A 24,269-nucleotide genomic window follows, 5' to 3' on the forward strand; every position below is an offset into this window, starting at 1 on the left:
CACGGGGTCAGGCCACCCATGGGGAGGAGTACGGTTCACCACCTCGTGGGGCTCACGCACCCCACTTGATGTCGTACTGGTCAAGCCCGACTTGGTAGCCGAGATCGTGGTCGGCACCGCTCAGGACCGGGGAGCGTGGCGGCACCCAGTCCGTTTCGCCTCGCTGGGCTTCGACGTCGCCCTCAGGGACGTGCCTGCATTCGGTGTGCGGGTGCCATACCGTCCGCAGGATGAGCCCGGTCTTTCGGCCCGCAGGTGGCAGAGGTGGTGCGTTGTGAGGCATATCGACGGCAGTTGTCCTCTGACATCCAACTGAGGCGTTTGACAACGAACCCAGTCGCCCAAGGAAGGGAGTCGGGGCGCAAACTGCCTATGGCTTCTGACCGGTGGCTTTGGGGGGCGGGGGCAGGAAGTTCGGCGGCCTGGGGCGCGGTCAAGTCGAGCAGGAGCAGACCACGAGCTCCTTGCTCGCCCGTGTCTGCCCGGCGACGTCGTCAGCCGCGCCACTCCACGAGGAGCAGCGTCGCGTCGTCCGTGGTGTGTCCGCCGCGTGCCCGCTTGAGGGTGTGGGACAGGGAGCGCACCACCGGCCGGATTCCGCGGCCGGTTCTCTCCAAGTGGTTCACCCAGTCGACCAACTGTTCCTCTCCGAACGGCTCTTGTCCCGTCATGTGTTCCTCGATCAGTCCGTCGGTGAAGCAGAGGAGGCGATCTCCCGGCTCCAGCTTCGTCTCGCTCATCTGCGGGTCCGGACCGCCGAAGCCGACGGGCAGGGTCGTCGGGCCGGTCAGTCGGCGTGCGACGCGGTGATTTCGGACGAGCATCGGCGACGGGTGCCCGGCGTTGACCCATTGCAGATGGCCCATCGTGGTGTCGAGCTGCATCATCTGCGCGGTGACGAAGTGTTCGAGGCCGAACTGGTCCGCCACGGCGCGGTCCATGAAGGAGTAGATCTCCGGGAGCCCGATGCCGGCGCGGCGGGCATGGCGGTAGGCGCCGATGGTCACGGTGGCCATCGTGGCCGCGTTCAGGCCATGCCCCATTGCGTCGATCACGGCCACGTGGAGGACGTCCCCGTTGAGCGCGTAGTCGAAGCTGTCACCTGCCACGTCATAGGCGGGCTCCAGGATCCCGGCCACGGCGATGCGCGGCATGATCATCGCCAGCGGTGGCAGCAGGGTCCATTGGATCTCGGCGGCGACGCTCATCGGTTCGCCGCGTCGTACTCCGAAGAACAGGTCGGAGTAGCCGTGCTTGGTCACCAGCAGGTCGGCGACCAGTCCGGCGACCCTGTTCAGCAAGCGGCGGTCGTGGTCGTCGACGCTGTCCAACGTCACCGCCATGACCCCGACCTGGTCGCCGCCGTCCAGCAGTGGCAGGTGGACCCGCACGCCGTCAGCCTCGGCCAGCTCGACGGGTCGGGCGTCGAGAAAGCAGCGGCCGGCCTCGGAGTCGTCGATCCGGTGCGGTTCCCCTCCCGCGAGGCCGTCACCGGGCAGGGGGACCAGCAGCTGGCCGTAGTCCTGCAGCAGCACTTGTGGTCGGCGGCCCCCGAGCCGTTCCACCACGTCGGCGACCAGGGGGCCGATGAGGTGGGGCGGCAACTCGTGTGCACTATCCAGGATCTGCCCGAGGAGAGCTTCCCCGAAGCTCTCGGAGCGGTCCGCACGTCGTCCTGCCGTCATCTTTCACCCACCGTGGTTCGCCTTGCACGGGAGGTGGGCCGGGATGACAAAGGGTCCGTCGGTGCCATCGCTCCATCACGGGGTCGTCGACGCCCGATCCCGCCGGTCGAACAGGACCGGCCGGCTCCGGCTGCTTCACCTGGGTGCGGCTCCTTCCTCCGACTCCCATACGGCCTGTGCGTCGAGGCCACTTTCGGCGAGGGCCAGCAGATGCGGAGCCGACAAGGGGTTCCCGGGGTCGCAGGCCGCGGTCAGCAGCAGGGCGGCCGTTGCGGCCGGCTCGTCCGGGGGGACCACCAGCAGTTCCCAGCGCCCCAGGGTGCCGCAGTCCACGGTGATGGCATGCGCCTCGGCGGCTCCGTCTCTCAGGGCCACCTCGATCACGTGCCCGGGCGCCGTCACCCTGCGCGGGGCATCGGGCCAGGCTGCGGATTCCACGGTGACGCGGGTGACGGTGCCGGCGCTCGGATCCAGGGAGCCGACCAGCGCGGGCAGCTCCAGTTCCAGCGTGTCGCAGCGGGGCCACCACGCCCCGTCCAGCGGGCCGTGGCTGGCGACCGGCGTGAGGCGCAGGCGGGGCAAGGGCATCCGGTAGGTATGCGCGTCGCCTGGCGCCGTACCTTCGGCGGACTTGGTGATGGCGTCCATCGTGCGATCCCGTCCCGGGCGGTCCCCGGGTGCCCGTGTCTGTCATTCACCGGGAACGGCGCCGCTGTGGTCGCGGGCCCGAAAGCTCTCGGTACCTGCCAGGCTACTCCCGGCCCCTTACTACGGCTTACTACGGCGCGGTGCGCGGCTGGCGCGTGGAGACGCGGCCGTAGGGCAGACGAACGGGCAACGTGACCATCCGGCGGGTGCGACCACCCGCTCATCGTCCCTCTGAATGATCAGCGTCCTGCCGGGGCCGGCCCTCCGACAAGCAGGACAAGCACGCAGGGCGCGACGAGGCCGGGTAGCCCGACGACCTCACCCATGTTCTGCCAGCCCCAGGACGAGAAGAGCGCCTGTCCCGCAAGGTCGGCTGGATGGAGCAGGGCGACGCCGAGGCGGACGTGCCGGTCTGCCAGCAGGCGCTGTTGCAGGCAGCGGGCTATCTCACGATTCTGGGCGTGAGGATGGGCCACGACCTGGGTGAGGACGACGAACCGCGCGCGTGAGGTGAGCCGCTGGACGATCCCCTGGAGCGTCGCGTCGAACCCCCGGCGCCCGGCGCCGTCCGGACACACCGGGAAACCGAAGACACACCCGACCAGCACCGTCGTCTCGGCGACCAGCAGCGCGAAGCCGGGGCGGCGGGCGGTGACCGCGAGGCGGCGCAGGAAGTCCGCACGGTCGTGGTACGCCTCACCGGCCGTGCCCGCGACGGACGCCGCGGCCAGGTCCGCGATGTCCTCGCACATGTCCTCGGCCTGCCGTCGGGTCAGCCGGCGCACGCGGATCCCCTCCTTGAGGGGCGGTTGTTCCGTCCGGTGAACCGGTTCCCCGGGTGCCTGCGTCGCGGTGTCCGTGGGGTCGCCGGGCGGTACGGGACCCGCGGCGGCCGCCAGGAGCGGCGAAGCGGGGTCGGTGGCGGTGAGGAGCCGGACGATCTGGGCGCACGGATGGTGCAGCCGCAGGCTGGTGTGGACCCGGCCGGCGCGCCGTGAGGCAGACATGAGGACGTCCAGGCCCCTGGCGTCGCAGGAGCCGACCGTGGCCAGGTCGATGTCGATCAGCGTAACGCCGTCCAGCAGGCACTGCTCCAGCGCGGCCCGCAGCAGCGGCGTTGTGGCCGGTCCGATGTCCCCGGCGAGCGTGACAAGTGTGTGCTCCCCACGGTTTCGCCGGTGGATGTCCAGCCGGGAGAGAGCCATCGCAGGGGACATGGTGCCGACCCGTCTCCGCGCCGACCACTGGTGCGGCTCGGAAGTCCGTTCTTCGCCGAGGACGACCCGGCGTGGCGGCCGGAGTGCGTGATGCCCTCGGTATGTCCACCGTACGCCGCCCACATCCGGAAACGGCCGCGCCGAGGGATGCCAGGAGTACGGTGGGGAGGGTCGAGGGTCCTTCGTACTCCGGTGACAAGGCTGGTCTCGTCCTCGGCGCGCGGCACAGCAGGCAGGGGCCGCGTGACACCGACACGGGCCGTCCGTCGGTCCGGGACAGGTTCTGCCCGATGACCACCGAATTCGTACCGCCCCCGTACGCGCCTGCGACCCCGGAGACTTCGGACGATCCGTCCGCCGAGGGCAGGGTCGAAGTCCGCATCGTCTCCCTGGACGCCGAAGCGGCCCGGCAGGTCGCCGACGCCCTCCGGCTGCTATTCGCCGGTGGCGAGCAACGCAGCTACCCGGCGTTCCCGTCGGGCACGGGGACGCGTCTGCACCTCACTCTCGACCCCGCGCGAAGCGCCGGCCCGCTCAACTCCTGGCTGGAGGCCAGCAGACCACAGGCCGACCGAACCCACCCGGACGAGACCGCGCCCAGCGCAACGCCGGCGCTCCGGCCCGCGCCCGCCGGACCCCCGGCCGTGGCGAGCCCCCGGCTTCCCTCACCTCAGGAGTCCTCATGATCACCGCCCCCTCGCTCCATCCGCCCGCCGCCCGGCTGCGACTGGGAGCCCAGCCCGGCCAGGGCGACGCAGTCCGACGCATCGACGGAGCCTGGTGGCCGCGGTCGTACGACCTGACCGCCGAACTCCCCGGACTGCTCGCCGCGTTGCCGCTGCGCTGGGGACACATCACCAGCGTCCTCGTGAACGGGGCGATGTGGTCGCTGTCCGGTGACGGCGTGCCCGTCGAGGACCAGCAGGTGCACCTGCGCCGGACGGGCCCGTCGCGAGCCGAGGACACCGTGTGCCTGCTCACTCCCGGACAGGGCCGCTGGGACCTGCTCGTCGTGCCACCCGCCGCCACGGCGGAGGAGGCCGAACGGCTCATGGAGACGGCCACGGCGCACACTCCGCCCGCAGGGCGCCCTGCCTGACCCGGACGGGCCCGGCCCGCGGCGGTGGCTCACGGCTGCCGGCGGACCGCTCCCAGGGAGGAACCGTGCTCCGGCCGGGGCGCGGTCATGTCGAGCAGGAGCAGGGCGTCGTAGTCGGGGGTGCCGGGTTCGGCGGTGTAGACGCCGATGCGCTGACCCGGTGTGCCTTCGATATGCAGTGACTGCGAGGTGAGGGTGACCGATCCGACCTGCGGGTGCTGGAACGTCTTATGGGCGGGTTTGCGTCCGGTCACTTCGTAGCGTTCCCACAAGCCCGCGAAATCAGGGCTCTTGAGGAGAAGTTCGCCGACGAGGTTGGCGAGGTCGGGGGCGTCGGGGGCGGTGCCGGCGCTGGCGCGCAGCCGGGCGACGCACGCGGTGATCTGCCGGTCCCAGTCGGTGAAGAGATCGCGGGCCGCGGGGTGCAGGAAGAGATAGCGGGCCAGGTTGCGGTGCTTGACCGGCCAGTCCTCCAGGCCCGCGTACAGGGCGAGGCCGCCCGGGTTCCAGGCCAGCATGTCCATGCTGCGGCTGATCACGTAGGCCGGGTTCGGGCGCAGTGATTCGAGCAGCAGCTTGAGGTGGGGGCGCACGGTGCGGCTCGGCACCGGGGGCGGCTCCGGGGCGTAGCGGGCGGCGCGGGCGGCGAGCTCGCGCAGGTGCTGGTGTTCCTGGTCGTCCATGCGCAGGGCGCGGGCGAGGGAGTCGAGGACGGCCGGGCTGGGGCGGGTCTCCTTGCCGCGTTCCAGGCGCACGTAGTAGTCGATGCTGATGCCGGCGAGGGTGGCCAGTTCCTCGCGGCGCAGGCCGGGGGTGCGGCGGACGCCGGCGCCGACGGTGAGGCCGACGTGTTCGGGGCTGGTCTGGGTGCGGCGGGCGCGCAGGAAGCGGCCCAGCTCGGCACCCTCGCTGTGCGCGCTCTGGGATGCCATGCCTCCAGTCTCACCCGCCGGGCACCCGCCCCGCGGACGGGAGGGGGCCCTGTCATTACCCCCGAAGAGCTCGCCCTGCCACACCGGAGCAATCCGGGCGAAGGTGAATGAGGAAGACGCCCGTACCCCGGTCCCCGTCCAGTCACCACAGGCGCGCGACCCGCCGGGCGGGGCGACAGTGAGGGTGCCCGGGTACGCCATGGATCGGAAGAGGGCGAGATGCGGTACATCAAGCTGCGTGACCTGGAGGTTTCCCGGATCGGGCTGGGCGCCATGGGCATGTCCCACGGCTACACCGGCTCCGGCACCGACGACGCGGAGTCGATCAGGACCGTGCACCGGGCGCTGGAGCTGGGCGTCACGCTCATCGACACCGCCGAGATCTACGGCCCGTACACCAACGAGGAGCTGCTCGGTCGGGCGCTGAAGGGCCGCCGGGACCAGGTGGTGCTGGCCACGAAGTTCGGCCTGGTCTCGCACGGTGGCGAGGGTACCTGGAACCTGGATTCCAGCCCGGCCAACATCCGCACCGCGGTCGAGGGCTCCCTGAAGCGCCTTGGCACGGACCACATCGACCTGTACTACCAGCACCGGGTGGATCCGAACACGCCGATCGAGGAGACGGCCGGAGCCGTGAAGGAGCTGATCGGCGAAGGCAAGGTGCGCGCCTTCGGCCTCTCGGAGGCCGGTCCGGACACGATCCGCCGCGCGCACGCCGTGCAGCCGGTCACCGCGGTGCAGTCGGAGTACTCGCTGTGGACCCGCGGGATCGAGGAGCGTGTCCTGCCCGTCCTGCGGGAACTGAACATCGGCCTAGTGCCGTTCTCCCCGCTCGGACGGGGCTTCCTGACCGGCACCGTGCGCTCCACCGACCAGTTCGACGAGAACGATTTCCGCCGCGACAACCCCCGCTTCACCGGCGAGAACTTCCAGCGCAACCTGGCGCTCGCCGACGAGGTCAAGGCCCTGGTCGCCGAGGTCGGCGCCACCTCGGCGCAGGTCGCACTGGCCTGGCTGCTGGCCCAGGGCGACGACATCGCCCCGATCCCCGGCACCAAGCGCGTCAGCCGGGTCGAGGAGAACACCGCCGCCGACACGGTCACGCTGACCGCCGAGCAGCTGAACAAGCTCAGCAGCCTGCAGCCGGCCTCTGGCGACACCCACACCGCGGCCCAGGCGCAGATGCTCGAACGCTGATCACCAGCACCGCCCAGCACGACCCCCGTTTGGAGAAGTAACCCCTGATGCGTGCAGCAGTGATGTACGGAGCCGGAGACGTCCGCGTCGAGGACCGGCCCGACCCGAAGATCGTCCAGCCGTCCGATGCCGTGGTGCGCACGCTGGCCGCGTGCGTGTGCGGCAGCGACCTGTGGCCCTACGCGTCGATGCCCGCCACCGACACCGGCCGCCCCATGGGGCACGAGTTCCTCGGCGTCGTCGAGGAGACCGGCGCGGACGTGACCGGCCTGAAGGCCGGTGACCTGGTCCTCGCGCCGTTCACCTACAGCGACAACACCTGCGACTACTGCGCCAAGGGCCTGCACATCTCGTGCCGCAACGGCGGCCGGTACGGCTTCGACGGCGTGGACGGCGGGCAGGGCGAAGCCGTCCGCGTCCCGCATGCAGACGGCACCCTGGTGAAGATGCCGGTGGCAGCCGACTCCGCACTCCTGCCGTCCCTGCTGGCGCTCTCCGACGTGATGACCACCGGCCACCACGGCGCCGTCACCGCCGGCGTCGCCAGCGGAGATGCGGTGCTCGTGGTCGGGGATGGTGCGGTCGGCCTGTGCGCGGTGATCGCCGCCAAGCGGCTCGGCGCCGAGCGGATCGTGCTAGCCGGCCGCCACAAGGCCCGCACCGACATGGGCCGCGAGTTCGGCGCCACCGACGTCGTCGCCGAACGCGGCGCGGAGGGCATCGCCCGCATCCGCGAGCTGACCGGCGGCGTGGACAAGGTCATCGAGGCCGTCGGCACCCGCCAGGCCCTCGACACCGCGCTCGGTGTGGTCCGGGACGGCGGCACCATCAGCCGTCTGGGGGTCCCCCAGTACGAGCAGGGCCCGATCGGTCCGGCCGACTTCATGCGCAACATCACCCTGACCGGCGGCGCCAGCCCCGCCCGCGCCTACATCGAGCAGCTGCTGCCCGACGTCCTGGACGGCACCATCGCCCCCGGCCGCGTCTTCGACCAGACCTTCCCCCTCGAACGGACACCGGACGCCTACCGGGCCATGGCCGACCGCCAGGTCCTCAAGGCCCTCATCCACCCCTGACCACCCCAACGCACAATGAAGGACTTCCCCTCATGCAGTACGTGACCTTGAACAACGGTGTCGAGATGCCGCTCCTCGGCTTCGGCGTCTACCAGATCCCTGCCGAGGACACCGAGCGCGCCGTGTCCGAGGCCCTGGCCGCCGGCTACCGCCTGCTGGACACCGCCGCCGCGTACGGCAACGAAGAAGCCGTCGGCCGCGCCATCAAGTCGAGCGGCATCCCGCGCGAGGAGCTGTTCGTCACCACGAAGCTGTGGGTGCAGGACGCCCCCGCCGAGGACAACACCCGCCGCGCGTTCGAGACGTCCCTGACCAAGCTGGGCCTGGACTACCTCGACCTGTACCTGATGCACCAGCCCTTCGGCGACGTCTACGGTCAGTGGCGCGCCATGGAGGACATAAACCGCGAGGGCATGGCGAGGGCGATCGGCGTCGCCAACTTCTACCCCGACCGTCTGATCGACCTGATCGTGAACAAAGAGATCACCCCGCAGGTAAATCAGATCGAGAGCCACCCCTTCTTCCAGCGCGCCGACTACCAGGACCTCATGCGCGAACACGGGGTACAGATCCAGTCCTGGGGCGGCTTCGCCGAGGGCAAGAACGACCTGTTCACCAACCCGCTCCTCGCCGGGATCGGTAAGGAGTACGGCAAGTCCGTCGCGCAGGTCGTGCTGCGCTGGCTGACCCAGCGCAGCGTCGTCGCCATCCCCAAGTCCGTGCGCGCCGAGCGCATGGCCGAGAACATCGACGTATTCGACTTCCAGCTCACCGACGAGCAGATGGCCCAGATCGCCACCCTCGACACCGGCGGCTCCCTGTTCTTCGACCACCACGATCCCGAGATCGTCACCTGGCTCGCGGGGCGCCGCCTGGACGCCTGACCCGCCCATGCTCTGGGGCGAGCGGCAGGCCGGATCGCCGGCAGCCGCCCGCCCGCCTTCCGCTTCCACGGACCCGCGCGAAGGACCCCGCCCGGTCTCTTCGACCTCTCCGGCGCCCCGGGTGGCGCCGGGTGGCTGTACATCCAGCACGTGCCGGTTTCCTCCAGTTCGGACGTGGTGATCCGGTCGGAATTCATGGTCGCGAGCGCGCCCTCGCCGACCAGCGCCGACAGGGGGTTGCCATTGGACTCGGCGCGGGCGATGCCCAAGGCGCTGCGCTTGGGCGGCGTCATGCCAGGCTCCCTTCGAGCAGCGGCCCGGTGTCCATGAGCGGCAGCAGGTCCTTCGGCGATTCGGCGACGACGGCGGCAGGGGGGCTCGGGGTGCCGTAGCCCCAGCCCGCGTGCACGTACGAGACGCCGGCGCGGCGGGCTGCCTCCTGGTCGACCCCGACGTCGGCGGTTCGGCCATGCCGCTCAGCGTTGGTGGTGAGTTCGCTGACGATCAGTACGGCCTGGTCCAGGAGGTCTTCCACCCCCCACGCCGTCAGCGCCTCGCGGGTGAAGGACCGTGCCTTGCCCGGAGCCCTGTCGTTGGCGGCGAGCATCAGGCTCTTCTGCTGTTCAGGGGCGCTGATCACGCTGCCAGACTTTCGATTCGGTCCATGCTCGCCTTCTCACAACTGGTGTGGCGAAGGCGGGCTTGTTGGTGTCTGCCCCCTCGCCGTGCCGCGAGCGGAGAAGGGGGAACCCGTGTCCACCGAGTTCATCCAGGTGCCGGTCATTGCCGACGTGGTCGGAGGCCACATGGGGCGGCTCGACGACTTCAAGGGCGGTGTGGAGTCGATCATCCGGTCGCGTCCGGAGTACCCGGAGGAAACGCTGCAGGGGATTGGGGAGTTTTCCCACCTCCAGGTCACCTGGTTCTTCAACTTCAGCTCTCCCGAGGACGTCGCCCTCCACGCGCGGAGCCCACGCAACAACCCGGAGTGGCCGGCGACGGGCACTTTCGTGCACCACAACCACCGGCGCCCGGCTCGGCTAGCGACGTCGTTCCCGCGACTGCTCCGTGTGGACGGCCCGGACCTGCACGTCACTGACCTCGATGCCGACGACGGCACCAAGGTGGTGGACCTTGTGGCGGTCTTCGAGGAGTTCCTTCCGCGCGGCCCCGTCACGCAGCCTTCGTGGCCCGGCGAGATGCTGAGGGACTACTGGAGGGACGCCGCCGAGCGCTGACTCGGGCGTGCTCCGTGCCGGCAGGCACTCTCTTCGGTGACGGGGAAGTGGCCACGGTCACCCGAGGTGCTGCGCCGCGCCGAGCCGGACGCGATGGCCATATGTCCGCGTGAGCTGAGTTCAGCTGTCCTGGTGAGAGCGGAGGACGAGCATGGAGCGGGCCTCGACCGCCACCTCGCTGCTGCCCTTGATCAGCGGTCGGTACTCGGTGTACGGGATGGCTGTGTCCACCTCCACAGCCCACCACGGATCGAGCCGTTCGGGAACGATAAAGCCGAGAGCCTGGCTGTGGGCGTTGAAGAGCAGGAGGAACGAGTCGTCCTCCACCCGCAGGCCCCGCAGGTCGGGCTCCGTGATGGCTTGACCGTTGAGATGGACCATCAGGGACCTGGCGAAGCCGGTCTCCCAGTCGGTGTCGGTCATCTCCCGCCCGGCGGGGGTGAACCAGGCGATGTCCTTCACCGCTTTGCCGGATACGTGCGCTGCACGTCCCCGGAAGAACCGCCGCCGGCGGAACACGGGGTGCTTGCGGCGCAGGCTGATCAGCTTGCGGGTGAAGTCGAGCAGTTCGCTGCCTTCGGCGACGTTCGGCCAGTCGATCCAGGTCAGGTCGTTGTCCTGGCAGTAGGCGTTGTTGTTGCCATGCTGGGTGCGGCCGAGTTCGTCTCCGTGCAGCAGCATGGGCACGCCCTGGGAGAGCAGCAGGGTGGCGAGGAGGTTGCGCTGCTGACGGGCACGGAGCGCGAGGACATCCCGGTCGTCGGTGGGACCCTCCGCGCCGCAGTTCCACGAGCGGTTGTGGTTCTCGCCGTCGCGGTTGCCCTCGCCGTTGGCCTCGTCGTGCTTGTCGTTGTACGACACCAGGTCGCGCAGGGTGAAGCCGTCGTGCGCGGTGACGAAGTTGACCGAGGCGTAGGGGCGGCGGCCGTCGCTCTGGTACAGGTCGGAGGAGCCGGTCAGGCGCTTGGCGAACTCGCCCAGGGTGCCGCCCTCGCCCCGCCAGAAGTCCCGTACGGTGTCGCGGTACTTGCCGTTCCACTCGGTCCACAGCGGCGGGAAGTTACCGACCTGGTAGCCGCCGTCGCCCACGTCCCAGGGCTCGGCGATGAGCTTCACCTGGGAGATGACCGGGTCCTGTTGGACGAGGTCGAAGAACGACGACAGCCGGTCCACTTCGTGGAACTGGCGGGCCAGGGTGGCGGCCAGGTCGAAGCGGAAGCCGTCGATGTGCATCTCGGTGATCCAGTAGCGCAGCGAGTCCATGATGAGCTGCAGGGTGTGCGGGTGGTTCATCCGCAGGCTGTTGCCCGTGCCGGTGGTGTCCCAGTAGAAACGCGGATCCTCCTGGGACAGGCGGTAGTACGCCGCGTTGTCCAGGCCGCGGAACGACAGCACCGGCCCCAGGTGGTTGCCTTCGGCCGTGTGGTTGTAGACGACGTCGAGGATGACCTCGATACCCGCCTCGTGCAGGGTCTTGACCATGGAGCGGAACTCCTGCACCTGCTCGCCCCGCTGCCCGGACGAGCAGTAGGCGTTGTGCGGGGCGAAGAAGCCGATGGTGTTGTATCCCCAGTAGTTCGACAGGCCTTTCTGCGTCAACGCGTGGTCGTGGACGAACTGGTGGACCGGCATCAGCTCGACCGCGGTGACGCCCAGTGTGACGAAGTAGTCGACCATGGCCGGGTGCGCCAGCGCCGCGTACGTGCCGCGCATCGCCTCCGGAATCGCGGGATGCGTCCTGGTCATGCCCTTCACATGGGCCTCGTAGATGACCGTCTCGTGATACGGGGTGCGCTGCGGATGGTCGTTGCCCCAGTCGAAGAAGGGGTTCACCACCACAGACTTCGGCGCGTACGGGGCGGAGTCGAGGGCGTTGCGCCGGCCCGTGTGGCCGAAGTGGTACGGGAACAGGGCCTCGTTCCACTCGACCTCGCCTTCGATCGCCTTGGCGTACGGATCGAGCAGCAGCTTGTTCGGGTTGCAGCGCTCACCTCGCTCGGGCCGGTACGGTCCGTGGACCCGGAACCCGTAGCGCCGGCCCGGGCCGACGTCTGGCAAGTAGATGTGGTGGACGAAGCCGTCCACCTCCTTCAGCGGGACGCGCTCCTCGGCGCCGTCCTCATCGAAGAGACACAGCTCCACGCGCTTCGCCGCTTCGGAGAACACGGCGAAATTCGTCCCTGCGCCGTCGAAGGTCGCGCCCAATGGCGCCGTCTGACCCGGTCGCGAGCCTACCTCGGTACTCTCCTGCCAGATACGCACGTCACGCCCCTCCCCAACACGGATGGTGGGCAGCCCCGCACTCGTTCGTTCCCTTTTGCCCGCGTCACCGGTGAGCATGCGCGTTCGCCTGCACGGCGAGGAGGGCGACGAGTATGAAGTCGCAGCATTTCGTGGGTCCCACCATTAGACCGGGGTGACCATGATGTACACCCAAGAGGCGCGCGTGAGTGGCGGTCCCTGATCTCCAGCGCAAGGGTGGGACCGGCGGGCAGCAGTGTTTCAGTGCGCTCGGGCTGCTGTCCGCAAGCTCTCTGTGGCAGCCCGAGGGACGGGAAGTTCGGCGTGGTGCTTGCTGGACTGTTGTGCTGACCTGTCTTGATCGGTCTGGTTACTCAGAGCGGCGAGCGGCTGCAAGGCACCCGCGCCAAGGGGCTCGCCGCCCCGTACAACTGGTTGAACGCGTCCCGCAGTACCGGGCGGTCTGGTGGTGTGGCGGTCACCACTGTCTGTTCCAGAAGTTGTCGGCGGCGCTGACGCGTCGCTTCGAGCACACATGTCGACCATGAGGCGCTGACGCGGAGATTTCGGGCAATCCACCCAGGATCAGTCGGCTCGCTGCCCAGGGCGAGCAGAACGCGCATCTGTTCCTCGGAAATCGTGGGGGCGACGTCCTCATGGGTCTGCTGCCACAACCTGATCATCGTTTCGGCGACGTGTTGCGCAGCAGAACTCGCTTCGGCACGTTCGGGTTCCACTGACATGGTTTTCCCCTTCCTCGATGCCGTTGAGTACGCGTTTACCCGCCCGACCTGCTGTCAGCCCCGCCTCTGTGTTCGAAAAGGCCGTGAGCTGGGGCAGGAGGTAAATGATATGTAGAATGTATCGGTCATCCGGGTGATGGGGTCCTTGTTTGCAGGCTGATATTTCTCTCATTACTCGAATTGCCGTCGGGGTCGCCTGCGAGGTCTGTCGAGGCATCTTCCGCGGCGTCGTAGACGCCAAGAAGCCTATCGACGCCGGTGACCTTCAGTAGCTGTCGTAGCTGCCCCTGTACGCTGGCCAGCGCCAGCCTCACACCGGTCTCAGGCGCGCGTCGACGGGCCGCCAGAAGGGCGTTCAGCCCAGCTGAATCGCAAAATGCGACACCAGCGAGGTCCAGCACGATGCACCGTTCGCCTGAATCGATGAGGTGCAGGAATTCGGTTCGAAACATGGGTTCGGTCAGGTAATCCATGTCACCGCTGAAGACAGCCACCAGGCAGTGGCCGACATGGGTCTTCGTGACCGAAGGAACGCTGGACATTCTGACGCCCTCCCCACCATTCTCCACGGCACGTAGGTCGCACCCGTGAGGAAGTGTCTGCCCTAAATCTCCGCCAAACCGCCAAACCGTCAAACCGCCAAACCGCCACAGCGCCGACGAGGCTCGCCGGATTGGTGCGGCGCCGCCGGTGAGAGTGGCCAAATGATGGGAATTCGCAGTTGCAGTGCAACACAGGCGTCGCCCGACGAGGAGACCGAATACCATGCTGGCCATCCTTTCTGCTGTCCTGTTCTTCATCGCCTTTTTGATCAACGCGGCGGATATCTCGACCAACCACACCTTCACCTCCACCAACGTCATGCTCCTCGGTCTCACTGTTCTGGCCCTGCACCTCGCAGGTCTGGGAGGCGGCTGGACCATCCGCCGCCGCAGACGCTGAAGACCTCTCAGGCATCCGTGGCTTTCGGCAGCACCTCACCGACGGCCCTCTACGGACGTGCGGGCAAGGCGTGACAGTCACAAGATCGGGGAGGGGGAATCCGCGGCCGCCCGCGTTCGCCGACGAGCGCGGGCGACGACTGGATCGGTGCGGGGAGCCCGGACCCCTGCCGGGGAGCCAAGACACGGCGGGCAGGGGAGGAGAGGTCTCGGAATCATCCGGCCGCGGTCCGGTGAGCGCAACAGGTCGTGGCTGCGGGCCGGCTTCGCACTGGGACTCGGTGCGACTCTCGCCTGGCTGCTGGTGCACACCATTCTGCAGATCAGGGAGCTGCTGTCATTGTTTTGGCGGCCGTGTTCGTTGCGATCGGCCTCGAGCCGCTGGTCGCCCTCCTGACCAGCACCGTGTACGCCGCGGCTGGGCGGTTCTGATCGTGCTTCTAGCGTTCGTGCTGTGTCTGGCGGGATTCATCGCGCTCATCGCTCAGCCGGATGCGGACGAGATCGACTCGTTGACCAAGGCGATTCCGAAGTGGCTCACCCAGTTGCACGACCGGCACACCCTTCTCGGCCACCTGGAAGACCGCTACCACCTGATCTCCAAGGTCCGCAGCGCACTGGCCTCCGGCGGCTCGAGTGTCCTGGGCGGGCTGCTGGGAGCGGGAAAGATGGTGCTGAGTCTGGTCACATCGGTGGTCATCCTCGTGGTCGTGACCATTTATCTGATGGTCGCCCTTCCTGAGTTCAAGCAGTTCGGATTCCACTTCGTCGCCGCGAGCAGGCGCGCGCGGGTCGAGGCGGTGACGGACGAGATCCTGACCCGGACGGGCCGGTTCATGCTGGCCAACCTCGCCACGTCGGGCACCGCCGGGCTCGTGACCTTCGCATGGCGCGCGGGCATCGGCGTACCGTACCCGGCTGCCCTGGGGTTCTTCGTAACGTTGATGGATCTGATCCCGGTCGTCGGCTCCACGGTTGCCGGGGTGGCCGTGAGCCTGGTGGCCCTGTCGGTCTCCCTGCCGATCGCGGCTGCCACAGCCGGCTTTTGCGTTGGCTTCCGCCTCGCAGAGGACTACCTGATCATGCCCCGCGTGATGAAGTACGCCGTCGACGTGCACCCTGTAGTCACTGTCGTGGGCGTCCTAGTCGGCGGCGCTCTCCTGGGCATCATCGGCGCTTTGGTCGCCGTACCGGCAGCCGTCGCCATCGGCATCCTGCTGGACGAGCATGTCTTCCCTCGCGCCGACGCATCATGAGTTCCTGAGCCCTTCCTGGTGTGACGAGCCTGGCTCAGGCGTGGCTTCGGTGAGTTCGGGTTCGAGACCCTCGCTCACGGGGGTGCACACCCGGCAGGTATCGGCACGCCACGTCTCGAAGGCCCAAGCGGTGACGGCGACGACGGCCAGTCCGAGGAGCCAGCTGCCCAGAACGTCGCTGAACCAGTGCACGCCCAGGGCGATCCTGGTGAAACCGACGCCGAGCACGTTGAACACGGAGATGCACCAGCAGGCACTCCGCCGGCCAGCCCCTCGGTACCGGGAGGAACAGCACCAGCATGAAGATGGCGAACGACGTCGTGGCCGTCATCGCGTGGCCGGACGGGAAGCAGTAGCCCGGCGCATGCGCCGCCGGATCTTGGAGAGCTCGCCTCCAAGATCAGCAGGCTGAGTCGTCCATCATCGGGATGGGCAGCCGGGGGGTGTCCCTGGAGTGTTTGCGCTGGCCGGGAGGAGGGTCCACAGTCGGAAGGGGAGGAGGAGAAACACCGTGACCATCCTCGCGATCTTTATTCTCATCATCGGGGTGATCTTGCTTGTCCTCGGGGTGGCCTTGATCGCACTCGGAGTCTCTTTGATTGCCATAGGGATGCTCTTGATCCTCATGGGGATGGTCTTGATCGTAGCCGGTGTGATCTTGCTCATTCGTAGAGCGATGAGGCGACACTGACCCTACGGAAAGTCGCGTGGGCGCCGGCAGTGACAGGCCCGTCCACCGCCCCAGGGTGTGAGCCGCAACGAAAGCCGCAGGGTGTCCGCTGCTGGATTCGATGGTGGATCTGGGCTGAGAGGCGCCCAGGAGTTTGCCGAGCACCAGGCCACATGTGCGGAGGCATTCGACCAGGCCGTGTGCGGTCGCAGCCGGTCAGCGCGGCTCGGGGTCGAATCCGCACAGCCAGCTGAGCGCCGCGTGGATCCCTCGCAGGTAGTCTTTGCTGCCGGGCGGGTCGTTGGGTGTCTCCAGCCGGACTGTCGCCGCGTCCAGTTCGGCGGTCAGCAGTGGCAGGTCTGGGGCACAAGGAACCCCCCGGCCAGTGACGGGTGAACTCTCGGAATGTCCCAGTGCCCACTGGAATGCCGCGGCTCCCCCCGCTCGAAACTGCGTCGAGCCCGTGCCGTGGCCATCTGTTAGATCATTGAGCACGGTCTCGACATCGGCACATAGGCGTACCCCCACATGTGGGGCTGCGCTGTTGCCGTTGTCTTCGCCTGTCATCCTGCTCCACCTGTACCAATTGGCCCGTGGCGGAGGCCCGCTCTGCGGGACTACGGAACGAGACCTCACACGAGCTCGGCAGTCCATGTCAGTGAGACCGATGGGTCGGTTTCTTGCGACCGCCGGCGTGCTGTCGAAGCCTCCACGTCGCCGACGCCGCCTTCGACTTGACCGATGGATGCGCGATCCCCAGAACCGCCGACAGTGGCAGTGAGAGGGTGCGGGCGAGTTCCCGTAGTTCGTCGTCGGTGGGCTGGATGGGGCCGTTGGCACCGTCTTCTGCGAACGCCTTGACTCGGGGTGTACGAATGCCCGTCTGCTCGGCAACGGCCTGGGCCGTCAAGTGGCGGCGGCGCATCGATTGCTGGAGGAGTTGTGCGAGTTTGTCCATCTTCCCTATCCCGTCTGATCAGCCACTTGAAGGCCCGGCTCGCGGAGATCGTGTAGCCGCCGCCGCTGCCCTCGTGGCCTCCATGGTTCGCTGGCCGTCCCAGCCTGGCGTGATTTTGGTGTGGTCACGCGCCTACCCTCGGCGCTCTCAAAAACGCCACGGTCACCCGAACGGCTGAGGCTGGCGGCCCGCGTGACGAGGGTGATGCGACTGAACCCTTGGCATGGTGCCGACGAGGATCCGAGGCGATGAGTGCAGGGTGGAATTGACTCGTCAGGCTGGCCCATCGGTCCCAAAGGGCGACCACCTAGCTCTGCGTGCAGAAGACAGCACTTCGTTTGGCGGGCAAAGCAGCTGAACTCGATGGGCGACACATGAGACTGGCCATCGGGTGGTAACGCACTCCCATGGTTTCGGCGCCAGGTATGACCAGCCGTACTGCGCCGAGGACCCTCTCGCCGCGCAAACAGTGCGCGATAAAGGGAATGATGACCATGCTGGAGGCACCACCGGAAACAACATCGATTGTGCATGACGTCTCCGTCGCAGCAGCTGTGGGACGAGGGTCGCTGCCACGTCGGCTCTGTACGGCGTTCACGCAAGGCATGGGCGCACAGCGGGCGGCTCTGTCGTTGCTGCCCAGCCTGGATCATTGGCAACTGCTCCATGCCACCGACGAGTCGGCCCTGTTGGGTGAGGCCCTACAGTTCACGCTCGCTGATGGCCCGTCGATCAATGCGGCTCTGGAAATGCGGCCAGTGCTGGTGTCCGGCTTGCGCAGGCGCCAATCCGGTGCCAGCTCGTATCTGGCTGATGAGGTGCCCGATGTCCAGCAGGTGCTGGCGCTCCCCATGAGCGAAAGCCGCACTCCGATTGGCGTCATGTCCCTCTACTACACGCAGCCTGCCCAGGTGACACCGCCGCAGATCGCGCAGGCGCAACGTGCCGCCGAGGTCGCTTTGGACGCACTACTGCGCTGGCGACACGTGCACGCGAGCACGGGCTGTCAGCGCCCGGTGTGGAAAACGGACGTGCGTGCGGCTCGCTGGCACCGAATTCACCAGGCTGCCGAATGTGTCGCGGCGTGCGAAGGCTGTTCCACGGCGGAGGCGTTGGCCTGGCTGCAAGCGGTCAGTGCGCGCGATGGACTGTCTCTGCTCAAAGCGGCTGACGGCCTCCTGCAGCCCTCCACCGATTCACAGATCGGACTGCCGAGGCAGGATAGTCGACCCGCCGAGACCGTTTGCCGCGCGTAGAGCGTTTCGTAGGCAGTCATGGCCGGCGTGGGCGATGTCCCATCCGTCAGACCCCGTCGGGCCGGGCGAGCCCTCGACCACCGGGATCCTGCGACGCGGTCAGCATTCCAGTGCCCGGTAGCGCCGCTCAATCAGGCTCTCGATCACGGTGTCCGTTCTGCAGCCTACGCGCGCTCGTGATAAGGCACCGGGCCGACGTGACCCCTGAGCGGGCCAGCGACATGCCGGGCGTCTCGTTCGCTGAGCAGGCTCGTGTTTTTGCCCCGCGGCCAGGGGCAGGCGATTGAGTGTAAGCCGACGAAGGGATGGACATGAGTGCCGGAGAAAAGGCCAAAGCCAAGGCCGAGCAGGCCGTTGGGAAGGCCGTACGAAAGGTTGCCCATGCACTTGGCAAGGAGGTCACGGAAGCCAAGGGCGCCGCTTTGGAGGCCCGGGGCAAGGCTCGCGATCTCAAGGAGAGGTCGAAGGGCGGCGTCAGGCACTGACGACGCGAGCACGCCCGCCTGTCCGTGGAGACACACAGAGCGTCAGTGACGCCGCGACGATCTGCAACGCCAGCGGCGCCGAATTGCTGCCGCACCTCTGTATGCGTGCCGGTGTCGCCCTCGTCTGGAGCGCCGCAGGCGTCCTGATGCTGGTGTCCGAGATCCGGCATGTGGAGGCGGCAGTGGTCAACCTGGAGTCCTATGGTGGTCACGAAACCGTGCTCTTGCTCTGGGTGCGAAGTCCCCTCGCGCCCCCTGCCCGGCTGTCCGTAGGGGTTCTCCAGCCGGTGGCCGACCGCCGCTGTTGTTTGCCCTGAAACGCCTGGGACCGTCGTAGTAGTGTGAAGCAGCCGTCTCTGGCTCCGTCGGAGCAGGGCCCGGATGGGAGGCACGGTCGTGCGGAAGGAAGTCATTCGGCGCACCGATGAGGCGGACGAGTTGACTGGGGCTATCGTCCACCGGGTGAAGGAAGACATCTGGTGGTGGTCGGACGAGATGTACCGCCTGTACGGCTACGCCCCCAACTCGGTTGAACCGACGAGCGAGCTGCTCCGTGAACACCAGCACCTTGATGATCGCGAATGCGTGGGAAAGGCGCTCGCGGCCGTGCTGACGGATGGGCAGCCATTCGGCTGTTACCACCGCACCGCGGATGCCTCGGGCAACGAGCACGCCGTCGTCCTGGTCGCCGACGGCCGGACGGACGACACCGGCAAAGTGGTGGCGGTGCGCGGATTCGTGTGTCGACATCACCGATGCCATGAGCAAACAGGCGCGTGACCTTGCCGACAGCGACATCGACAGAGCCCGGGTCAGCCAGGAGAACACCGATCTCGCACGAGGGCTCCTCATGGCCCAATACGGGGTCGACGCCGACGTGGCCATGCGTGTCCTGCGCCGACAGTCTCAGCACACTAACAGGAAACTAAGATAAGAGACGTTGCCGGAGCCCTCGTAGCCACGGCCCCAACGCCGACGGGCGAGCCGCAGCACGACCTGACGCACAGGATCGGCAAGATCCTGCACCCCAAGGGGCCGACGGAAGACAGGTTGTGAGTCCGGCGCCGGCCACGACGTCCAGCTGCGAACGCGCTCATGCAGTCTCAAGTCGGACGCCACAGCGAGTTGGATGGACTGAGCGTCTGCCTCGCGTACTGCAGCTAGACGCGCAGCATGGGCTCGGTCGGCGGGCCGCGATGGCACGGGGTTGGACCGGCCGAGCCACCTGATGCTACGCGTGCGCATCTCAACACCACAGTTTGGGCTCGCAGAAGACGTTGGAGCCAGTTTTCACTCATCGGGCGAACATCTATCAACCTGGCGCGGGAAGCCGAGACGCGAGGAGACATTCGATACCCCTGCAGGGAGGAACAGTGATTGACCCCGTTGAGAGAGTAAGCATCAGCGCACCCCGGCGCTGGGTTCTCCGCAACCGCTCAGACGCTGCGGCGAAGGCGCGCCAGGTAACCCGGCGGTTCGTGGGCCGGCTCGCTCCTCCGTTCGACGACCGGGCCGCCCAGGACGTGGATCTCGTCGTCACGGAGCTCGTGACGAACGTGGTGCGGCATGCCCGCGGTACGACCTGCGTGCTGAGCCTCGACGCACGGCCGGACGCGGTCGAGGTGACCGTTCTCGACTCGGATCCCGAACCGCCGCGCCCTCGGCCACCGGACTTCAGCGGACGCTTGGGTGGATTCGGCTGGCCCATGATCCGTCGTCTGGCCAGAAAGGTCACCGTGGTGCTGGTCCCTAATGGCAAGGCCGTCTGCGCCCTCGTCCCCAGGTGAATCAGCCTCCCCCTGCGCAAGCGGCCGACCGCCGGGATTGTGCTGGTCAGCCCCGTTCGCTGTGGTATCCGCACAACCAGGTCAGCGCCGAACGCAGCCCGCGCAGCTAGTCAGTGCTCGCCTCCTCCAACTGGGCCGTGACCGCGTCCAATTCGGCGGTAAGCACCACTAGGTCGGGGACACCCCGCCCGCCCCGGGCAGTGGCGGGGGAACTCTCGGCCCGGCCGAGCGCCCATTCGTAGGCCACCGCTTCTCCGGCACGGAACTGAGGTGAATCGGCGCCCCGGCCATTCGTCAGGACGTCGAGGGCGGCCAGGACCTCTGCGCGCTGCCGCACGCCGACCGGTTCGGTCTCATCGCCACCCTCGTCTTTCCTGGTGTTCATGTTCCATCCGTTTCACTTCGTTAGCGTATCCACTGCGAGCCAGGTTTCAGCGGACCCGCTGCGGCCGTGTACCTCGGCGCCGAACCCTCACCGTTCCGTAGACGAGGTCGGCGACCAGGATCACGACGCTGATGATCAGAAGGTAGAACAGGCCGTGGGTGGCGACTCCGATGATGCCCAGGACGATCGCCACGGTGATCAGGAGCAGGAACAGGCTCATCCGTCCTCCTGTACTTCGCGGAGTCAGCGGCGGGGGTGAATTCCATGCCATAGTGCGCGAAGATCGTGGGTTCCTCACCAGCTGGGAGTACACCGTCTGTGTCGATCGAAGGTGCCTTGTCCGCCTCAGACATCACCGACCTCCTGCAGCTGGGCCCCCCGTCCTGCGCCCGATCCATAGAGTCGGCATCGCACTCGTCGCAGAAGAGCCGGAGCATGAGTAACTGGGCGACTCGGGCGGCCCCCAGGACCACAGCCCTGCCGGGCCCGCTCAGCCAGGAGCGCTTGTGAACGACAGTCCGATTTTCGCCGTGCCGTACGCCTGTGGGTCTCTCGCGCACCGCAGACAACAGACCGAATGCTGTCCGCACCCTTGGCCCTGCTGCGACCCGGCCATCAGTGCTAAAGGCACTGCTCGGAGTGTCCAGGGTGAATCTGCGAAGGCGGCGTAAATGATGAAGCATGTCCTGTGAAGATAGCCGCGGATGGTCCGAGACCCACATCGGCGGATTGCACATCCGTGCCGATGGTGCCTTTGGGATGCGGCTTCTCGGCTGGGAGGGCGTTCTGCCGCTCTCGGTGATTGAAGCCGTCGTGGTCGAGCCGACGACCGGAGGGTTGTCCGCCCTCGCTCCTTCGCCGGCGGACATGGGACTCGATGATCGCGACGGAATCGGGCCGGAATTCGGGTAGGGGTGCGGTGGACGCCTGTTGTGGACGGTGTGGGACAGCCCTGCCGAGGAGATCCGCAAGGTGCTGCGAAAGGCCAAGTGCAGGGAGTTCGGCGGCGCCGATGGTGGGTTCGGCATCGAGGGCGGGGAGGGCCCAGATGCCTTTCCTAGTGGCGTGCGCGATCGATGAGCGGGTGGAAGCGCGACTGGAACTGCGGCGGTACCGGAGGCGCTGGCCGGCTCTTACATGCGCGTTGAGCCGGACCGGATGACGGGCAAGGCCCTGCTGGTGTGGGTGTGCGACGCGGCGGCGTAGGCAGAGGGCCGGCGGGTGTCGTTCTGATCGACACCCCCGGCGCCGGTCTGTGTTCCGGGCCTGCGTGGACGGGTGGGCCGCCGGAGTCTCCTGGAGGCAGGACCCCGGGTGAAGGGGAATGCCGCGGACGGTGTGATAAGGCTCGCTGTGTGGCCGGTGCGCGGTTGGCCGCTCGGCCGCAGTGGCCCCTGGCGAAGGTCGCCCGGGCGCTGGCCGACGAACAGCGCAAGCTCGACGAACTGGCCGTCGGCCATATCGCCGTGCGGGCGAGCCTGGGGCTGACGTATCAAGGGCTGGGCCCGGCGGCGCAGCGTGCACTGCGGATGCTGGCCCTGCTGCCCGGGCCGGACTTCGCGGCATGGGCGCTGGCCGCACTCCTCGGCGTCGGCGTGTCCGAGGCGGAGGCCGTGCTGGACGATTTGGTCGAGGTACACCTGGTGCAGGCCAGAGTGGTCGGTGCGAGCGGGGTCCGCTACCAGCTGCATGATCTTGTCAGGCTGTTCGCCCAGGAACAGGCGGAGCAGACGCTGTCGTACACGGTCCGCACGGCCGCGCTGGGGCGGCTGCTCGGGGCGAGTCTGCACCTGGCCGACGTCGCGGCGGACACGCTCAGTGTCGACTTCCAGGGCATCCCGCAGTCGGATCTCGTGTCCTGGCGGCTGGGCCAGAACGACACGGGACAACTGCTCGCCGACCCGCTGGCCTGGTTCGGTGACGAGCGCCAGTTCCTGATCAGCGTGACGGAGCAGGCCCTGAACCGGGCGGACACCGGCCCTGCGGCAGGGCTTGCCACAGCGCTGACAGCCTTCTTCCAGGTCGGCAGCCACTTCGACGACTGGGAGAGGCTCCAGAGTCGGAGTCTGAAGGCGGCGCTGAGAGAGGCCGACACCCGCAGCGCCGCGAAGGTACACCGCTGTCTCGGTGAGCTGACCACGATCCTCGACCGGTATCCCGAGGCCCTGGACCACTTCGAGCAAGCCCTGTTGCTCGCGGAGGACGAGGGGCCGACGTACCGGGCGAGTGCGACGGCCGGGCTGGCGTACGTGCACCGGCTGCTCGGGCAGTACGCCCCCGCGGTCGGCCACTTCGAGGCGGCCGTGAAGCTGGCCAGGGAGGCGGGGAACGTCAACTGTCTCGTGTACGCGACCAACGGCCTCGGAGTGATCGACATGGAGCAAGGGCGAGTCGATGCCGCTGCGGCACGGTTCACCGAGTGCCTGAGGATCAGCCGGGCCACGGGCTATCTGCCGGGGGAGGCGCAGGCCCTGCGCTGTCTGGGCCAGAGCCATCGGGCGCGCGGTGACCACCAGGCCGCCGCCGACGCGTACCGGCAGGCGGCCGCGATCAGTGCGCGGCTCGGCGACCGGCTTACCACCACGCACGCCACCTGCTGGCTGGGCGACGTCCTGGTTCGGCTGGGCGAGCACGGGGAGGGCCGGCGTCTGCTGGCGCGGAGCCTGTGGACGTACCGCGAGTTCGGCAACGTATGGGGGGAGGCGGCAACCCTGTACGCGCTCGCTGAGGCACAGCTCGCGGCAGACCGGCCGGTGCTGGCCCGCCGACGCGCCGAGGCCGCCGTCCGGTTGTGGCGGCGTATCGGCTCCCGCAGGTGGCTGGCCATCGCCCTCGACACGCTGGCGGCCGCGTATGTCATGGCGGGAGACGAGAAGGCTGCATCACGGGCGCGGGCAGAGGCGGCAGCGCTGCGGGCGCAATGAGCGGGGTGTGCGCCGGAACCTCCCGCGGGGAAGCCGCTCCTCCTCGACTGCCGGCGACCTTGGCCGGCACGGTGATCGCGCGCCGGTGAGCGTGGCGGGCTCCGGCGTGGGCAACCTCCACCCCGTTGGCGTGGCTGTGCCACTGCCAAGACAGCGGCACTGCCACTCCCTGATGCGGCTGACCGAGATCGAGGCGGCACGCGGGTGGCCGCGGCCTCGGGCACATCCACATGCCAGGTCAACCGGTCGCCGACCGGAGGGCGGCCCAGGTCTGTGAGCCGACCTTGCCGTCGACCGCGAGGTGTGCGCCCGTCATGCTGTTCCACACGCTCTGAAAATCCGTCACGGCACTTCGGGTGGCGCTGCCGAAGATCCCGTCGAGACTGAGTCGGTAACCGAGCCTCACCAGCAAGCACTGGACCTCGTAGACCCGGCTTCCCGTGTTCCCGTAGACGGTCAGCGCGGATCCGGAGTAGTAGCCACAGGTGTAGGCAGCGGTACGGGACGCGGCTGGGGCGGATGGCGAAGGCAGGGTCTGTGCGGCTGCCGGGGGGTTCATCAGCAGCCCGGCGCCGTAGGCGAGACCGGCGACGACGACCACGGCGACGCCGAGCAGCGCCACCTTGCTGCGGCCCTTCTTCTTGGGC

At 68.1% G+C, this 24,269-nt stretch carries 28 protein-coding genes and 1 pseudogene; 16 read left to right on the forward strand and 13 right to left on the reverse strand.

Annotation, left to right across the window (positions count from 1 at the left end):
- Positions 1–494 precede the first annotated feature (494 nt).
- The 3 genes from ABZ484_RS17085 to ABZ484_RS17095 all read right to left on the reverse strand — a co-directional run bounded on the left by ABZ484_RS17085 (position 495) and on the right by ABZ484_RS17095 (position 3,538).
- A complete protein-coding gene (locus ABZ484_RS17085) occupies positions 495–1,685 on the reverse strand; it encodes a GAF domain-containing SpoIIE family protein phosphatase (RefSeq protein ID WP_358866676.1) in 1,191 nt (396 codons plus the stop codon).
- 135 nt (positions 1,686–1,820) lie between these two features.
- A complete protein-coding gene (locus ABZ484_RS17090; protein ID WP_358866677.1) occupies positions 1,821–2,333 on the reverse strand; it encodes a DUF5994 family protein in 513 nt (170 codons plus the stop codon).
- A gap of 239 nt (positions 2,334–2,572) precedes the next feature.
- The gene (locus ABZ484_RS17095) at positions 2,573–3,538 is read right to left on the reverse strand and encodes an STAS domain-containing protein (RefSeq protein WP_358866678.1); all 966 of its coding nucleotides are present in this window, start codon (positions 3,536–3,538) and stop codon (positions 2,573–2,575) included.
- A gap of 302 nt (positions 3,539–3,840) precedes the next feature.
- On the opposite strand from ABZ484_RS17095, the gene ABZ484_RS17100 reads away from it, so the two are divergent.
- Positions 3,841–4,236 (forward strand): hypothetical protein, encoded by a 396-nt coding sequence (locus ABZ484_RS17100; RefSeq protein ID WP_358866679.1) that lies wholly within the window; start codon positions 3,841–3,843, stop codon positions 4,234–4,236.
- Positions 4,233–4,649 carry a DUF5994 family protein gene (locus tag ABZ484_RS17105; protein WP_358866680.1) on the forward strand — a complete coding sequence of 139 codons (417 nt, stop codon included), beginning with the start codon at positions 4,233–4,235 and terminating at the stop codon, positions 4,647–4,649. The genes ABZ484_RS17100 and ABZ484_RS17105 overlap by 4 nt, the downstream gene beginning before the upstream one ends.
- A 29-nt stretch (positions 4,650–4,678) precedes the next feature.
- Here ABZ484_RS17105 and ABZ484_RS17110 read toward each other — a convergent pair whose 3' ends face one another.
- The gene (locus ABZ484_RS17110) at positions 4,679–5,581 is read right to left on the reverse strand and encodes a helix-turn-helix transcriptional regulator (RefSeq protein ID WP_358866681.1); all 903 of its coding nucleotides are present in this window, start codon (positions 5,579–5,581) and stop codon (positions 4,679–4,681) included.
- Positions 5,582–5,800: 219 nt separating this feature from the next.
- Here ABZ484_RS17110 and ABZ484_RS17115 point away from each other — a divergent pair, with 219 nt between their 5' ends.
- Genes ABZ484_RS17115 through ABZ484_RS17125 form a run of 3 tightly spaced genes read left to right on the forward strand, consistent with a single transcriptional unit; the run spans position 5,801 to position 8,738 of the window.
- A complete protein-coding gene (locus ABZ484_RS17115; protein ID WP_358866682.1) occupies positions 5,801–6,778 on the forward strand; it encodes an aldo/keto reductase in 978 nt (325 codons plus the stop codon).
- A 47-nt stretch (positions 6,779–6,825) separates the two neighbouring features.
- A complete protein-coding gene (locus ABZ484_RS17120) occupies positions 6,826–7,854 on the forward strand; it encodes an alcohol dehydrogenase catalytic domain-containing protein (RefSeq protein ID WP_358866683.1) in 1,029 nt (342 codons plus the stop codon).
- A gap of 32 nt (positions 7,855–7,886) precedes the next feature.
- On the forward strand, positions 7,887–8,738 hold the full coding sequence (locus ABZ484_RS17125; protein WP_358866684.1) for an aldo/keto reductase: 852 nt from the start codon (positions 7,887–7,889) through the stop codon (positions 8,736–8,738).
- 289 nt (positions 8,739–9,027) lie between these two features.
- Here the strand turns inward: ABZ484_RS17125 and ABZ484_RS17130 are convergent, their stop codons facing one another.
- Positions 9,028–9,378, reverse strand: a complete 351-nt coding sequence (locus ABZ484_RS17130; RefSeq protein ID WP_358866685.1) for a hypothetical protein — start codon at positions 9,376–9,378, stop codon at positions 9,028–9,030.
- A gap of 112 nt (positions 9,379–9,490) precedes the next feature.
- Between ABZ484_RS17130 and ABZ484_RS17135 the strand changes: the two genes are divergently transcribed.
- Positions 9,491–9,976 carry a TrmO family methyltransferase gene (locus ABZ484_RS17135; protein ID WP_358866686.1) on the forward strand — a complete coding sequence of 162 codons (486 nt, stop codon included), beginning with the start codon at positions 9,491–9,493 and terminating at the stop codon, positions 9,974–9,976.
- Between the two features lie 120 nt (positions 9,977–10,096).
- On the opposite strand, the gene glgX is transcribed toward ABZ484_RS17135, so the two are convergent.
- The 3 genes from glgX to ABZ484_RS17150 all read right to left on the reverse strand — a co-directional run bounded on the left by glgX (position 10,097) and on the right by ABZ484_RS17150 (position 13,502).
- On the reverse strand, positions 10,097–12,238 hold the full coding sequence (gene glgX, locus ABZ484_RS17140; RefSeq protein ID WP_358866687.1) for a glycogen debranching protein GlgX: 2,142 nt from the start codon (positions 12,236–12,238) through the stop codon (positions 10,097–10,099).
- Positions 12,239–12,591: 353 nt separating this feature from the next.
- Entirely contained in the window at positions 12,592–12,960 is a 369-nt protein-coding gene (locus ABZ484_RS17145) for a hypothetical protein (protein WP_358866688.1), read from the reverse strand.
- 125 nt (positions 12,961–13,085) lie between these two features.
- Complete coding sequence (locus tag ABZ484_RS17150) at positions 13,086–13,502, reverse strand: STAS domain-containing protein (RefSeq protein ID WP_358866689.1); 417 nt, start codon at positions 13,500–13,502, stop codon at positions 13,086–13,088.
- A 223-nt stretch (positions 13,503–13,725) separates the two neighbouring features.
- On the opposite strand from ABZ484_RS17150, the gene ABZ484_RS17155 reads away from it, so the two are divergent.
- Together ABZ484_RS17155 and ABZ484_RS17160 are read left to right on the forward strand one after the other, a co-directional pair.
- On the forward strand, positions 13,726–13,902 hold the full coding sequence (locus ABZ484_RS17155; RefSeq protein WP_358866690.1) for a hypothetical protein: 177 nt from the start codon (positions 13,726–13,728) through the stop codon (positions 13,900–13,902).
- A 433-nt stretch (positions 13,903–14,335) separates the two neighbouring features.
- Positions 14,336–15,157 (forward strand): AI-2E family transporter, encoded by an 822-nt coding sequence (locus ABZ484_RS17160; protein ID WP_358866691.1) that lies wholly within the window; start codon positions 14,336–14,338, stop codon positions 15,155–15,157.
- Here the strand turns inward: ABZ484_RS17160 and ABZ484_RS17165 are convergent.
- Positions 15,152–15,551: pseudogene (locus ABZ484_RS17165) on the reverse strand (phosphatase PAP2 family protein); the annotation flags it as partial. The gene ABZ484_RS17160 and the pseudogene ABZ484_RS17165 sit on opposite strands and share 6 nt — an antisense overlap.
- A 117-nt stretch (positions 15,552–15,668) precedes the next feature.
- Here ABZ484_RS17165 and ABZ484_RS17170 point away from each other — a divergent pair.
- Positions 15,669–15,848 (forward strand): hypothetical protein, encoded by a 180-nt coding sequence (locus tag ABZ484_RS17170; RefSeq protein WP_358866692.1) that lies wholly within the window; start codon positions 15,669–15,671, stop codon positions 15,846–15,848.
- A gap of 634 nt (positions 15,849–16,482) precedes the next feature.
- Here ABZ484_RS17170 and ABZ484_RS17175 read toward each other — a convergent pair.
- Positions 16,483–16,785 (reverse strand): XRE family transcriptional regulator, encoded by a 303-nt coding sequence (locus ABZ484_RS17175; protein WP_358866693.1) that lies wholly within the window; start codon positions 16,783–16,785, stop codon positions 16,483–16,485.
- A 488-nt stretch (positions 16,786–17,273) separates the two neighbouring features.
- Between ABZ484_RS17175 and ABZ484_RS17180 the strand changes: the two genes are divergently transcribed.
- The 5 genes from ABZ484_RS17180 to ABZ484_RS17200 all read left to right on the forward strand — a co-directional run bounded on the left by ABZ484_RS17180 (position 17,274) and on the right by ABZ484_RS17200 (position 20,313).
- The gene (locus ABZ484_RS17180) at positions 17,274–18,041 is read left to right on the forward strand and encodes a GAF domain-containing protein (protein ID WP_358866694.1); all 768 of its coding nucleotides are present in this window, start codon (positions 17,274–17,276) and stop codon (positions 18,039–18,041) included.
- Positions 18,042–18,352: 311 nt separating this feature from the next.
- A complete protein-coding gene (locus tag ABZ484_RS17185; RefSeq protein ID WP_358866695.1) occupies positions 18,353–18,526 on the forward strand; it encodes a hypothetical protein in 174 nt (57 codons plus the stop codon).
- A 396-nt stretch (positions 18,527–18,922) separates the two neighbouring features.
- Positions 18,923–19,306 (forward strand): PAS domain-containing protein, encoded by a 384-nt coding sequence (locus ABZ484_RS17190; protein WP_358866696.1) that lies wholly within the window; start codon positions 18,923–18,925, stop codon positions 19,304–19,306.
- Positions 19,287–19,460, forward strand: a complete 174-nt coding sequence (locus ABZ484_RS17195) for an ANTAR domain-containing protein (RefSeq protein WP_358866697.1) — start codon at positions 19,287–19,289, stop codon at positions 19,458–19,460. Before ABZ484_RS17190 ends, ABZ484_RS17195 begins: the two co-directional genes overlap by 20 nt.
- Before the next feature lie 439 nt (positions 19,461–19,899).
- Positions 19,900–20,313 (forward strand): ATP-binding protein, encoded by a 414-nt coding sequence (locus tag ABZ484_RS17200; RefSeq protein ID WP_358866698.1) that lies wholly within the window; start codon positions 19,900–19,902, stop codon positions 20,311–20,313.
- Between the two features lie 106 nt (positions 20,314–20,419).
- Here ABZ484_RS17200 and ABZ484_RS17205 read toward each other — a convergent pair whose 3' ends face one another.
- On the reverse strand, positions 20,420–20,698 hold the full coding sequence (locus ABZ484_RS17205; RefSeq protein WP_358866699.1) for a hypothetical protein: 279 nt from the start codon (positions 20,696–20,698) through the stop codon (positions 20,420–20,422).
- Between the two features lie 46 nt (positions 20,699–20,744).
- Positions 20,745–20,918 carry a hypothetical protein gene (locus tag ABZ484_RS17210; RefSeq protein ID WP_358866700.1) on the reverse strand — a complete coding sequence of 58 codons (174 nt, stop codon included), beginning with the start codon at positions 20,916–20,918 and terminating at the stop codon, positions 20,745–20,747.
- Positions 20,919–21,379: 461 nt separating this feature from the next.
- Here ABZ484_RS17210 and ABZ484_RS17215 point away from each other — a divergent pair, with 461 nt between their 5' ends.
- Entirely contained in the window at positions 21,380–21,610 is a 231-nt protein-coding gene (locus ABZ484_RS17215; protein ID WP_358866701.1) for a hypothetical protein, read from the forward strand.
- A 443-nt stretch (positions 21,611–22,053) separates the two neighbouring features.
- Positions 22,054–23,622, forward strand: coding sequence for a tetratricopeptide repeat protein (locus ABZ484_RS17220; RefSeq protein ID WP_358866702.1), 1,569 nt, complete (start codon positions 22,054–22,056; stop codon positions 23,620–23,622).
- Between the two features lie 238 nt (positions 23,623–23,860).
- On the opposite strand, the gene ABZ484_RS17225 is transcribed toward ABZ484_RS17220, so the two are convergent.
- Positions 23,861–24,269 (reverse strand): peptidoglycan-binding domain-containing protein (locus ABZ484_RS17225; RefSeq protein WP_358866703.1); only part of this gene is annotated, 409 nt, incomplete at its 5' end.

Origin of the sequence: Streptomyces sp. NPDC006393 (genome assembly GCF_040628575.1) — a bacterium.
Classification (GTDB): domain Bacteria; phylum Actinomycetota; class Actinomycetes; order Streptomycetales; family Streptomycetaceae; genus Streptomyces.